This is a genomic window from Yersinia sp. 22-579 (assembly GCF_030433455.1).
Classification (GTDB): Bacteria; Pseudomonadota; Gammaproteobacteria; order Enterobacterales; family Enterobacteriaceae; genus Yersinia; species Yersinia enterocolitica.
This window is the reverse complement of sequence record NZ_JAUJTZ010000010.1, coordinates 100,757-113,312: the sequence shown is the minus strand read 5'-3', so window position 1 is coordinate 113,312 and position 12,556 is coordinate 100,757. Positions and strand designations below refer to the sequence as shown.

Genomic DNA, 12,556 nt, shown 5'->3' with positions numbered 1-12,556 from the left:
CTATGCTAACAATCGTCAGCCCGTGTTGGCTATGCCAGCAACCGCTATATCATCCAAAGCACGGTATTTGTGGCTACTGCCGCCGCCACTTCCCCCTATTGCCGCCCTGCTGCCTTTACTGCGGCTTACCTTGTAGCAATACTGTTTTGCCTTGTGGCCGCTGCTTGAAACAACCACCGCGCTGGATGAGTATGACTGCGGTCAGTGATTATGCCCCGCCACTGGATGGGTTGATAAAAAAGCTCAAATTTAACGGGACAACATCACTGGCTCCGGTATTGGCCCGATTATTATTACTACGCTGGCTCGATGCCAAACGGCACGGAAAAGTCATCAAACCAGACAGAATTATCAGTGTGCCACTACACCGCTGGCGCTGTTGGCGGCGCGGGTATAATCAAACAGATTTATTAGCGCGGCCATTGGCACACTGGGTCGGTTGTCACTACAGCAATAACACCTTACGGCGTATTCGCGCGACGCCCTCTCAGCAGCAATTAAAAGCCGCAGCACGCCGTAAAAATATGCAGGGAATATTTCGCTGTATGGAGTCAGTTCGCGGCCAACATATTGCTTTGCTGGATGATGTTGTAACAACTGGCAGTACCGTGCATGAGATTGCCAGGCTACTATGGGCTGAGGGGATCGCCTCATTGCAAGTCTGGTGTATCTGTCGAACCTTGTAGTCACCCTAGCAATGGGCGTATTATAACCGACAAGAGTAGTCAACTATTGAGCAGATGCCATGATCACAATAACAGACGCAGCACAATCTCATTTTGCCAAACTGTTGGCAAATCAAGAAGAAGGCACCCAAATCCGCGTATTTGTTATCAACCCCGGTACACCCACCGCTGAATGCGGTGTGTCTTACTGCCCACCGGATGCCGTTGAAGCAACAGATACCGAACTGAAATTCGAGCAGCTATCAGCCTATATTGATGAGCTGAGTAAACCTTATCTGGAAGATGCTGAAATCGATTTCGTCACTGACCAGTTAGGTTCACAGTTAACGCTGAAAGCGCCTAACGCCAAAATGCGCAAAGTGGATGATAACGCTCCGCTGATGGAGCGGGTTGAGTATGTTCTGCAATCGCAGATTAACCCGCAATTGGCCGGTCACGGTGGTCGTGTCACCTTAATGGAGATTACGCCAGATGCGTTAGCTATCCTGCAATTCGGTGGCGGTTGTAACGGTTGCTCTATGGTCGATGTGACCTTGAAAGAAGGTATCGAGAAAGAGCTGTTACAGAAATTCCCAGAATTGAAAGGTGTGAGAGATTTGACCGAGCATCAGCGCGGCGAGCACTCTTATTACTAATTAACCTGCGTCCTTGGCGCTACAGCTGTGTTAGCTGCGCTCGCGCACCCGAATCACTGACCTGAGTCAGCTCATCGGGATTTGCTCGTTTTCTGCCTTGCTGTAACACCAATGACTTTGGCTAATATATTTATCAATGCTGACAAAGTCAGATGCCAAACTAAGGGGAAACGTGCCGTTGGGGTCGTAGTCGCGTAAGCGACCGGAGTGCCCCGAGGTGCGATAACCTCTTGGCTCACCGGCTTTATTGTTGATTTTGTCATCATATTCAGGGGGATTTCTCCCCCCCTTTTTACTTCTTATACTATTCCTGAATCACCCAGCTGAAACATTCTTGCGGCGCTTATCCAAATCTTTCAATAAACGATTAACCTGGTCATCGGCAAACATCTCTTCCAATGTTGCCGTCAACTTTCGCCGCCAGTTTGGATATTCATCACTGGTACCTGGAATGTTCACTGGGGTGGCCATATCCAACCAATCTTCCGGCTGCAAACCCAATAATGCACTGGCACTGTCGGCAACATAGCGCTGCAATCCACGATTAAGAACCGGGCTCATCGACAGCAACGACGCTTTATGACCCACTTTCTTTGGCACACAATCATAATGATGCAACCCTTCCAGCAAGCCTTGTTTCGCACGTTCCCTATCAAGATAAAGCTGTTTCAATATCTGTTGGTCCGGGTATAGCCCCAGCTTATTCCCCAACGTCAAATCATCACTTTGCCAATAACCGCGCAGCGTCGGCAGATCATGAGTGGTGATGGTTGCCATCGCTTGTACCGGATAAGACTGTGGTGCGCGGAAAGTGTTTTCGCTGTCATGCTCAAAATAGAGCACTTTATAGGAATACACTCCGCTGTCGCGCAACTTACCGACAATCTCAACCGGCACCGTACCTAAATCTTCACCAATCACCATGCAGCGATGGCGCTGACTTTCTAACGCTAATATCGCCAGCAGATCATCGACCGGGTATTTGACATAAGCCCCTTGATCCGCCGTTTGGCCGTAAGGAATCCACCACAGACGCAATAACGCCATCACGTGATCAATACGTAGCGCGCCACAACTGGTCATATTAGCCCGCAACAAATCAATAAAAGGCTGATAAGCGCGAGCAGCCATGACGTGCGGATCCATTGGCGGCAACCCCCAGTTCTGGCCCAGCGGCCCTAAAATATCGGGCGGCGCTCCCACTGAGGCTTTAAGGCAATATAACTCGCGATCGCACCAGGTTTCAGCGCCGCCTTCTGCAACACCTACCGCTAAATCACGATACAACCCCAACGGCATTTTCCGAGTTTGACTGGCACGGAAGCAGTCCTCAAACTGGCTGGCCGCCAACCACTGTAGCCACAGATAGAAGTTCACTTCATCAGCATGCTCACGACTGAAATCAGCCACAGCACTGCTGTGCCCATCACGATATTTTTCCGGCCATACTGGCCAGCCCCACATCATCGGGTCATTTTTACTCAAATGAGCATGCAAAGCATCAAAAGCGGCCTGTTGATGCAGGCTGCTGCCACCCTGTTCAACAAAACGATGGAATGCCTGTACCCGAGCATCTTTGGTTTTGCGCGCCGTAAAAAGTGGGAAAGCCAAACGCAAAGCGGTCAACTTGAGCTGCATGACCTGCGGATAATCAACCCATTCACTGGCACGCGCTTTCGCCAGCGCGCCTTGTGTCTCGGGCTGATGCCACCAGGTCTGCGCCGCCTCGCTATGCTGGAATTCATCCACGCGATTGACATCAATATAAATCACATTCAGCCAGCGCCGGGAAGAAGGGCTGTAAGGGCTGGCGCTATGTGGGTTGGCCGGATACAGCGCATGAATCGGGTTAAGACCAATAAAGGCCCCACCGCGCTCACCGACCTGCTCCAACATCTGGTTGAGGTCGCCAAAATCACCGATACCCCAGTTATGATCGGAGCGCAGGGTATACAACTGAACACAAGCTCCCCAGAGTTTTTTCCCTGCCAGCAGGGCATCTGGCTCATAGCAACGTTTCGGCGCGACGATAACCGAGCACTGCCACTGCTGTAAGCCTTGTTCCAATACCAAGCGGTGATAGCCTTGCGGCAGTGCAGCCGGCAATGTCAGTGTTTTTTTGGCACTGATACGCCCCTGATGCAAATCACCTTTTTCGGTCTGTAACTGCCAGTGATAATCGCCTGATCCCGCCATTGGCAGTTGCATTGCGCTGCCAAAAGTAAATATTTTTACCGGTGGTAATGGTGCTTTTTCTGTCTGAGAATCTGGGGGCACACTAGTGCGCCCCATGGCCGCCAACAACTGCTGCTTGGTTTGTGCTGAAATAGCCTGCGACTTACCATGCGCATTAATATAATTGGCGGCAATCCCTGCCAGTGTCGCTGCTTGATCGAGCGATTTACGATCCATGCAGTCTTCTCCTTAACGTTTGGCTTGCCAGATTCGCGTTTGATAATCGCGAATTGAACGGTCAGAACTAAACATCCCTACCCGGGCAGTGTTAAGAATGGTACGGCGGGTCCATTCATCCTTATCGCGGTACAGGGCATCAATTTGCTGCTGTGCCTGACAATATGAAGCAAAATCAGCCAGTACCAGATAAGGGTCACCCCCTTCCAACAAGCTATGCAACATCATGTCAAATGCGTGTTTATCGCCTTGGCTAAATGCGCCGCTGGCCAGCTCATCCAGAATGCTTTTCAGATGCGCGTCAGCTTTCAAATAAGTCTGTGGCTTATAACCTTTCGCCAGAATGGCTTTTACCTGTTCAACAGTGTTGCCGAATATAAAGATATTCTCATCACCCACTTGCTCAGCAATCTCGACGTTCGCGCCGTCCAGCGTACCCACCGTCAACGCACCATTCAGTGCCAGTTTCATATTACCAGTACCGGAAGCTTCTTTGCCCGCAGTTGAAATCTGCTCGGACACATCCGCCGCGGGGATCATCAACTCAGCAACCGAAACTTTGTAATCCGGGATAAAGACCACTTTCAGGCGATCTTTAACGATCGGATCGTTATTGATCTTCTCAGCAGCCTGATTAATTGCATAAATAATATTCTTGGCTAAATAATAGCCCGGCGCTGCTTTAGCGCCAAACAGGAACACACGCGGGACAATATCCAGATTTGGGTTATCGCGGATCTGGCGATACAGCGACAGAATATGCAGCAGATTCAAATGCTGACGTTTATATTCATGCAAGCGCTTAATCTGCACATCAAAGATAGCATCCGGGTTAATGGTTATCCCCATTACGCGCTTAACATATTCAGCTAACTTAACTTTATTGTCGTATTTGATCTGCTGATAGCGATTGCGGAAAGCATTATCTTCGGCATAAGGCTCAAGCCCGGCTAATGCATCCAGATCATTCGCCCATTCCACTTTTAATGTGTCATCAATCAAACCAGACAGTGCCGGGTTACATTGCTTCAACCAGCGGCGTGGTGTAATACCATTGGTAACGTTGTGGAATTTATTTGGCCACAACTGATAGTATTCAGGGAATAAATCTTTGATAACTAAATCTGAGTGCAACTGCGCGACACCATTGACCGCAAAGCCGCTGACCACGCACAGATTGGCCATCCGCACCTGCTTATTATGGTGGACTGCCAACTTGGCCCAAACTTCTTCATCGCCCGGCCATTGCTTATCGACCAACTGCTTAAATTGCGCATTGATCTGCTTGATGATGACAAAATGACGCGGCAGCAAGCTGCGCACCAGTTTTTCATCCCAGCACTCAAGGGCTTCTGGCATCAAGGTGTGGTTGGTATAGGCGAAGGTTTTACTGGTGATAGCCCAAGCCGCATCCCAGCTCAGCTGATGTTCATCCAACAATACGCGCAACATTTCAGGAATGGCGATGGTCGGGTGGGTATCATTCAACTGAATAACTTCATAATCCGGCAGTTCAGCCAGCTTGCGGCCTGCCAAATGGTGCTTACGCAAGATATCCGCCACCGAACAAGCGCACTGGAAATATTGTTGCATCAACCGCAGGCGCTTACCGGCCAGATGGTTATCATTCGGATAAAGCACTTTAGTCAGCTTTTCTGCTTCAACACCATTTTTTTCGGCCAGCAGGAATTTACCATCATTAAAGTTTGTTAAATCAAATGGATGCTGGTGAGTTGCTTGCCATAAGCGCAATGGCTGAGTGATGCCGTTACGAAAGCCCAGCACCGGTAAATCCCAAGCTTCACCACGTAAGGTAAAGGCCGGACACCATAACTGACGGCCATCCGCTTGTTTCTCCAGCTTGCCACCAAAACCGACATCCACCGCCAGCGCGGCATTGTGGCGGAACCACGGGTAGCTCTCGCGCTGCCAATTATCCGGCGCTTCCTGCTGCTTACATTCACTGAAAGATTGGCGGAACAAACCGTATTGATAATTCAGACCATAACCGGTGGCGGGTTGCTCAACTGTCGCCATCGAATCAAGGAAACAAGCTGCCAGACGCCCCAAGCCACCATTGCCCAATGCTGGGTCGGTTTCCTGCTCTAACAGGTCACTTAGATTAACCTGCTGCTCAGCTAACAGCGCCTCTACCTGATCATACCAACCCAAGTTAATCAGGTTATTAGCGGTTAAACGGCCAATTAAAAACTCCATTGAAATGTAGTTAACATGGCGCTGTACTTTTTTGGCTTTACCGGGGGCGGGCTGAGCAGACAACTGTTCAGCTAATGCTGCACTGACCGCTTCCCACCATTGGTGCTGGGTCATTTGCTGAGCGGAGGTTAAGCCAAAGCGCTGCCACTGGCGGGCAAGTGCGGCCAGAAAATCGTCCTTTTTAAGCATAGGCTGTGACATAGGGAGGTCTCTATCCTGTGAGTGGGGTAATTTTACCCTTATCCTGCCAATGAGAACTGACAAGAGCATCATCCTGCCGGACGATTAGCTGGGGATGAGTCGCAGGGCGTAGCTAAAATTGTGATCCGGTGCAACTTACAGCCATAGGAAACATTAACTCTATTGCAATAAGATGGCCGTTATCAGACCTTAGCAGTGCTGATTAATTACGAGGCTAAAAATAATTACTCTTATGAATGCCTGTAACAACTTCCTACAAATGGACATATCAATCGCCAGGACGTCTTCTCACCGGATCTCTTTAAAACCGGACATAGCATGCTGATCCCATCAAAACTGAGCCGCCCGGTACGGCTGCAAAATACTGTGATACGTGATCGCTTGTTAGTTAAGTTATCAGGTGTCGCAAATTACCGTCTGACCTTAATAAATTGCCCGGCGGGGTATGGTAAAACGACGTTGATCGCTCAGTGGGCAGCCGATCAGTCCGATCTCGGGTGGTATTCTCTCGATGAAAGTGACAATCAGCCCGAACGTTTTGCGACCTATTTGGTGGCAGCGATCCAATTGGCAACCAGAGGCCATTGCAGCAAAAGTGAGGCCATAAGCCAAAAGCATCAATATGCCAGCCTCTCTGCGCTGTTCGCACAATTATTTATCGAGCTGTCCGAGTGGGATGGCCCGCTGTATTTGGTTATTGATGATTATCATCTGATTACCAATGATGCCATTCATGAAGCTATGCGCTTCTTCCTGCGCCATCAGCCAGAAAATCTGACATTGATTATGCTCTCGCGTACCTTGCCGCCACTGGGGATTGCCAACTTGCGGGTGCGCGACCAGTTGTTGGAATTAGGTATGCAGCAGTTGGCATTTAACCATCAGGAAGCGCAGCAATTCTTCGATTGCCGCCTCTCAGTGCCGCTGGAACAAGGTGATAGCAGCCGCCTGTGTGATGAGGTTGAAGGCTGGGCGACGGCGCTGCAATTGATCGCGCTATCATCTCGCCAGCCTAACTCCTCGGCACAAAAATCAGCAAAACGACTGGCAGGTCTAAATGCCAGCCATTTGTCAGACTATCTGGTCGATGAAGTGCTGGATCAGGTCGATAGCGATGCACGCGCCTTTCTGCTGCGTTGTTCGGTTTTGCGCTCAATGAATGATGCTCTGATTGTGCGCCTGACCGGTGAAGATAACGGCCAGCAACGGCTGGAAGAGTTGGAGCGCCAAGGCCTATTTATTCATCGCATGGATGATAGCGGCGAATGGTTCTGTTTCCATCCGTTGTTCGCCACCTTCCTGCGCCAGCGTTGTCAATGGGAACTGGCATTAGAGTTACCAGAGTTGCACCATGCTGCGGCTGAAGGTTGGATGGCGCTGGGCTATCCGGCGGAAGCCATTCACCATGCATTAGCGGCGGGTGATGTCGGCATGTTGCGCGATATCTTGTTACAACACGCCTGGACGCTGTTTAACCACAGTGAGTTAGCCCTGCTGGAACAATGTCTGGTCGCGCTGCCCTATTCTTTATTGGTACAAAATCCTGAACTGGCGCTGCTACAGGCCTGGCTGGCACAAAGCCAGCATCGCTACGGTGAAGTTAACACCTTGCTTGAGCGCGCCGAATCGGCAATGCAGGAACGTAAAATTCCCATTGATGAGATTTTGCGGGCTGAATTCGATGCTTTGCGTGCTCAGGTGGCCATCAATGCCGGCAAACCGGAAGAAGCTGAAAAGCTGGCAACAGATGCACTGAAATATCTGCCAATGGCGAACTTTTATAGCCGTATTGTCGCCACTTCAGTCACCGGTGAAGTTCATCATTGCAAAGGGGAGTTGAGCCGCGCGCTGCCGATGATGCAGCAAACCGAGCAAATGGCACGCCGCCACGAAGCCTATCACTATGCTTTATGGGCATTATTGCAGCAAAGTGAAATTCTGATCGCACAGGGGTTCCTGCAAGCGGCTTATGAAACACAAGATAAAGCCTTTGATTTAATTCATGAACAGCATCTTGAACAACTGCCGATGCACGAATTCCTGTTGCGCATTCGCTCTCAGGTATTGTGGTCGTGGTCACGGCTGGATGAAGCCGAAGAAGCTGCGCGTAAAGGTATCGAAATTCTGGTGAATTACCAGCCACAGCAGCAATTACAGTGTCTGGCGATGCTGGCAAAATGCTCATTGGCGCGTGGTGATTTGGATAACGCCAACATGTATATTCAGCGCTGCGAGGCACTGCAACACGGTAGCCAGTATCATCTTGATTGGATTACCAATGCTGATAAGCCACGGGTTATTCACTGGCAAATGACTGGCGACAAAGCCGCGGCGGCAAATTGGCTGCGTCAGGCCGAAAAACCGGGTATGGCCGATAACCACTTTTTGCAGGGCCAGTGGCGCAACATTGCGCGGATACAGATTATGTTGGGCCGTTTTAATGAAGCGGAAGTGGTGCTGGACGAACTCAATGAGAATGCCCGCCGCTTGCGTCTCACCAGTGATCTTAACCGTAACCTGTTGTTAAGTAATATTCTTTACTGGCAAACCGAACGAAAAAGTGAGGCGCAAAAAGCGCTGATTGAATCACTGTCACTCGCCAACCGCACCGGTTTTATCAGCCATTTTGTGATTGAAGGTGAAGCGATGGCGCAACAGCTACGCCAGCTGATTCAACTCAATGCCTTACCCGAGTTAGAGCAGCATCGTGCCCAGCGCATTTTGAAAGACATCAATCAGCATCATCGGCATAAATTTGCTCATTTCGATGAAATCTTCGTCGATAAGCTGCTAACTCACCCACAAGTGCCAGAACTGATCCGCACCAGCCCGCTAACCCAAAGGGAATGGCAGGTCTTGGGGCTGATTTACTCTGGTTACAGCAACGACCAGATAGCCAGCGAGTTAGATGTCGCGGCCACCACCATTAAAACCCACATTCGTAATTTGTATCAAAAGTTAGGTGTCGCCCACCGGCAAGACGCGGTGCAGCAAGCGCAACGTTTATTGCAAATGATGGGGTATGTTTAAGTATGATTTTAGCATTATGGTCGTAGGTTCTGCGGCCACAATGCTACCATCTCAGTTAGGCTAGTTTTGTTATATCTCCTGGATTCAACGCGTTTTTACAATATTGAGTAAGGCTTTCAATATTATCGATTGCCTGCTTAACTTCTTCTATTTTAGAACTTTTACCGCCATCTTCAGAGCATTTAATTCTGTTTATCTCATCTTTATTATTACGTATGGTTTTTCCTACCCATTTATCATTGGCTATCTTATTTTTTAAAGAATAAATACTATTTGTTAGTTCATTTAACAATTCAACCGCAGCACTATCATTGAACCTTTTATTCAATTCATTTAATACTTCATTAATATTAGCAAATTTAATATTATAAGTTTCTTCGCCTTCAATTTTACCAATAACATTATTGGCTCGCATAAAATCATTTATTTCACTTAAAGCATTCAATTTATTTAAACTCGTTTTTAGATTTAAAAAATCAACATCTCTCTCTGGATTATTTTCCTCGATGTCATTGCAATGTCATTAAAACAATTCTCCATCTCTTTGTATTGACAAGATATGTACCCCTTACGGGTAGGAATGCCACTACTGGCGAACAACTCTTGCACATCACGAACATTTTCATTAAGGTATGTAGCGTTTGTATATTCATAAATTTTAGTATCGTCATACATGAAAATTATTTTATCATTTTTAACAGAGTACTCCCCTGTATCTTCATTCTTTTTCAGGGTAAAAAGTTGGACTATTTCATAATTCTTTTGCAATTCACTTTTTGTCAGACTTTTTAGCTCCAAGACCGTATCCATCAGCGTCGAAAGCTCATTATCATTAGGATACTGTTGAAAATAATGTAACCGCTGAGCAATATCATTTAAATGATTATCCAAGACATCCATTCTCAAAATATCTCTAATAAAATGAATGATTTTTTGAAAGATATTTAATTTTTCAGGCTCGTTATAACTCTGCGGCAGAGTATTATAAGTACGTTCCGATGGTGTTATACTCATATAATGGCTACCTCTTACTCTATTTCACATCATCCTAGCCCTTACTCAGGTAAAGTCTTTTATAAAAGCTATTAATTTATAAAATAGAAACTTTGAATACAGCAGCTATAACCCTATATAACTTGTTGATATCTGCTCTCCCAAAATCGCTTATAATGCCGCGTTAACATCACTCATCGGCATCAAGGCAAAAAGTAGAATGGAACAGTTTGAAACAATCAGCATTGAACAGGCCTATAACCGCCTAAAAGAACACCAAGCAGTTTTAGTTGATATCCGCGATCCGCAAAGTTTTGAAGCGGGCCATGCACCTGAGGCGTTTCATCTGACCAACAGCAGCTTGCATACTTTTATGCAACAGACTGATTTTGAACAACCGGTGATGGTGATGTGCTATCACGGCAATAGCAGTAAAGGTGCAGCACAGTATCTGCTCCAACAAGGCTTTGAGGCGGTTTACAGTATTGATGGTGGTTTTGAAGCTTGGGCAAGAAGCTATCCGCAAGACGTGGTACAGGCCAGTTAGCTAATACTCACCCGATTGTGATATTTTTAAGCACTTTAATTAAAATCTCGTTAGACGGTGATAGACAAAATGGTTCGTGTAATAGCAATTTCTAATCTACGTCTGGCGCAGGCTTTCGTTGATTATATGGCCACTCGCCATGTGGCACTGGAAGTGAAGCCGGATTCTCAGGGTGCGGAGATTTGGCTCGCCGATGATGAGCAATTACCCCTGGTACAGCATGAGCTGGAGCAGTTTTTACTCGACCCTCTCAATCCACGCTATCAAGCTGCCAGTTGGCAATCAGGCAATCTGCATTCTAACCTGCCTTACCAACGTTTTTCTTATCTCCAAACTCTGCGCAGTCAGGCTGGGCCACTGACACTGAGTGTCATGGTGCTGTGTATTGCCATCTATATTCTGATGCAAATCGTCGGTGATGGCGCAGTGATGTCCTGGCTGGCATGGCCGCGCGATAACAGCCAGTATCTGCAAATCTGGCGTTGGGTCAGCCATGCTTTTTTACATTTTTCACTGCTGCATATCCTGTTTAACCTCATGTGGTGGTGGTATCTGGCCGGGCAGATGGAAAAACGGCTTGGCACCGGCAAATTGCTGGTATTAACTATTGTTTCAGCCTTATTCAGTGGCTGGGGGCAATCGCTGTTTAGCGGTGTGAATTTTGGCGGCCTTTCTGGTGTCGTTTATGCCCTGATGGGCTATGTCTGGCTGACCGGTGAACGCGCACCCGAGCGGGGTATCTCGCTGCCACGTGGTTTGATGGCTTTCTCGGTTCTCTGGCTGGTTGCTGGATATTTCGATATTTTAGGGTTGTCGATTGCCAATGCAGCGCATGTTTCAGGCTTGATTATTGGGTTACTGATGGCATTTTGGGATACGCGCAACAGCGCAAAAACCACACAATAACTGTCTGGAACAACCAGGCACATTAGGGGATTATCGTGAAGCAAACGCAGCGGCATGATGCGATTATTGAATTGGTTCGCCAACAGGGCTACGTCAGTACTGAAGAGCTAGTGGAACATTTTGCCGTGAGTCCGCAAACCATCCGACGCGATTTGAATGATTTGGCGGATCAAAACAAGATTCACCGTCATCATGGCGGTGCGGCGTTACCCTCCAGCTCAGTCAATGCGGCTTATAACGACCGTAAAGTGATGTGGTCGGAAGAAAAGGCGCGTATTGCCCAGCGAGTTGCCAGCCAGATCCCCGATGGCGCGACCCTGTTTATTGATATCGGCACCACACCGGAGGCGGTAGCCCACGCTTTGATGAATCATAAAGGTCTGCGCGTGGTCACCAACAATCTCAACGTCGCCACCTTACTGACCGCTAAAGAAGATTTTCGTCTGATTCTGGCGGGCGGCGAAGTGCGTACCCGTGATGGTGGAATTATTGGCGAAGCCACATTGGACTTCATTTCTCAGTTCCGCCTTGATTACGGCATCCTCGGTATTAGCGGCATTGATATGGACGGTTCCCTGTTGGAGTTTGATTACCATGAAGTGCGCACCAAGCGGGCGATTATTGAAAACTCCCGTTGTGTGATGCTGGTAACCGACCATTCCAAGTTTGGCCGTAATGCGATGGTGAATCTGGGGAATATGAATCTGATCGATTATTTGTTTACCGATCAGATGCCCCCAGCCAGTGTGATGAAGATTATTGAACAGCATGAAGTTCAACTGGAGTTGTGTTAGCCGTTTATTTTGGTGATTTGGTTCAGTTGATATTCGAATAGTTGATCCGGTTCGGTTGTTAGAGCACCGAGTTAACTTAACCTCCGATGAACCAACCGCCAAAGGGGGCCGCGGCCCCCTTGTGGAATCCCGCGC

10 protein-coding genes are annotated in these 12,556 nt (G+C 48.1%); 6 read left to right on the top strand and 4 right to left on the bottom strand.

The window, feature by feature from the left end; genetic code table 11:
• The first annotated feature begins 2 nt into the window (after positions 1–2).
• Positions 3–686, top strand: coding sequence for a DNA utilization protein GntX (gene gntX, locus QSV56_RS13515; RefSeq protein ID WP_046694420.1), 684 nt, complete (start codon positions 3–5; stop codon positions 684–686).
• 59 nt (positions 687–745) lie between these two features.
• On the top strand, positions 746–1,321 hold the full coding sequence (gene nfuA / locus QSV56_RS13510; protein WP_005159611.1) for a Fe-S biogenesis protein NfuA: 576 nt from the start codon (positions 746–748) through the stop codon (positions 1,319–1,321).
• 315 nt (positions 1,322–1,636) lie between these two features.
• Here nfuA and malQ read toward each other — a convergent pair whose 3' ends face one another.
• Positions 1,637–3,733 carry a 4-alpha-glucanotransferase gene (malQ, locus tag QSV56_RS13505; RefSeq protein WP_019081552.1) on the bottom strand — a complete coding sequence of 699 codons (2,097 nt, stop codon included), beginning with the start codon at positions 3,731–3,733 and terminating at the stop codon, positions 1,637–1,639.
• A 12-nt stretch (positions 3,734–3,745) separates the two neighbouring features.
• On the bottom strand, positions 3,746–6,151 hold the full coding sequence (malP, locus tag QSV56_RS13500) for a maltodextrin phosphorylase (RefSeq protein ID WP_242365065.1): 2,406 nt from the start codon (positions 6,149–6,151) through the stop codon (positions 3,746–3,748).
• Positions 6,152–6,469: 318 nt separating this feature from the next.
• On the opposite strand from malP, the gene malT reads away from it, so the two are divergent.
• Positions 6,470–9,181 carry an HTH-type transcriptional regulator MalT gene (gene malT / locus QSV56_RS13495; RefSeq protein WP_019084095.1) on the top strand — a complete coding sequence of 904 codons (2,712 nt, stop codon included), beginning with the start codon at positions 6,470–6,472 and terminating at the stop codon, positions 9,179–9,181.
• 55 nt (positions 9,182–9,236) lie between these two features.
• Here malT and QSV56_RS13490 read toward each other — a convergent pair whose 3' ends face one another.
• Positions 9,237–9,626 (bottom strand): hypothetical protein, encoded by a 390-nt coding sequence (locus QSV56_RS13490; protein ID WP_301212734.1) that lies wholly within the window; start codon positions 9,624–9,626, stop codon positions 9,237–9,239.
• 23 nt (positions 9,627–9,649) lie between these two features.
• Positions 9,650–10,195, bottom strand: a complete 546-nt coding sequence (locus QSV56_RS13485) for a hypothetical protein (RefSeq protein WP_301212732.1) — start codon at positions 10,193–10,195, stop codon at positions 9,650–9,652.
• A gap of 199 nt (positions 10,196–10,394) precedes the next feature.
• On the opposite strand from QSV56_RS13485, the gene glpE reads away from it, so the two are divergent.
• From glpE to QSV56_RS13470, 3 genes are all read left to right on the top strand, one after another.
• Positions 10,395–10,721, top strand: coding sequence for a thiosulfate sulfurtransferase GlpE (gene glpE, locus QSV56_RS13480; RefSeq protein ID WP_005174725.1), 327 nt, complete (start codon positions 10,395–10,397; stop codon positions 10,719–10,721).
• A 69-nt stretch (positions 10,722–10,790) separates the two neighbouring features.
• Positions 10,791–11,627 carry a rhomboid family intramembrane serine protease GlpG gene (gene glpG, locus QSV56_RS13475; RefSeq protein WP_019081557.1) on the top strand — a complete coding sequence of 279 codons (837 nt, stop codon included), beginning with the start codon at positions 10,791–10,793 and terminating at the stop codon, positions 11,625–11,627.
• 35 nt (positions 11,628–11,662) lie between these two features.
• Positions 11,663–12,421 carry a DeoR/GlpR family transcriptional regulator gene (locus QSV56_RS13470; RefSeq protein ID WP_005157500.1) on the top strand — a complete coding sequence of 253 codons (759 nt, stop codon included), beginning with the start codon at positions 11,663–11,665 and terminating at the stop codon, positions 12,419–12,421.
• The last annotated feature ends 135 nt before the right edge of the window (positions 12,422–12,556 follow it).

Excerpts from the sequence above, each read along its gene's own strand:
- gntX (WP_046694420.1), top strand. The coding sequence starts at position 3 with ATGCTAACAATCGTCAGCCCGTGTTGGCTATGCCAGCAACCGCTATAT.
- nfuA (WP_005159611.1), top strand. The coding sequence starts at position 746 with ATGATCACAATAACAGACGCAGCACAATCTCATTTTGCCAAACTGTTG.
- malQ (WP_019081552.1), bottom strand. The coding sequence starts at position 3,733 with ATGGATCGTAAATCGCTCGATCAAGCAGCGACACTGGCAGGGATTGCC.
- malP (WP_242365065.1), bottom strand. The coding sequence starts at position 6,151 with ATGTCACAGCCTATGCTTAAAAAGGACGATTTTCTGGCCGCACTTGCC.
- malT (WP_019084095.1), top strand. The coding sequence starts at position 6,470 with ATGCTGATCCCATCAAAACTGAGCCGCCCGGTACGGCTGCAAAATACT.
- QSV56_RS13485 (WP_301212732.1), bottom strand. The coding sequence starts at position 10,195 with ATGAGTATAACACCATCGGAACGTACTTATAATACTCTGCCGCAGAGT.
- glpE (WP_005174725.1), top strand. The coding sequence starts at position 10,395 with ATGGAACAGTTTGAAACAATCAGCATTGAACAGGCCTATAACCGCCTA.
- glpG (WP_019081557.1), top strand. The coding sequence starts at position 10,791 with ATGGTTCGTGTAATAGCAATTTCTAATCTACGTCTGGCGCAGGCTTTC.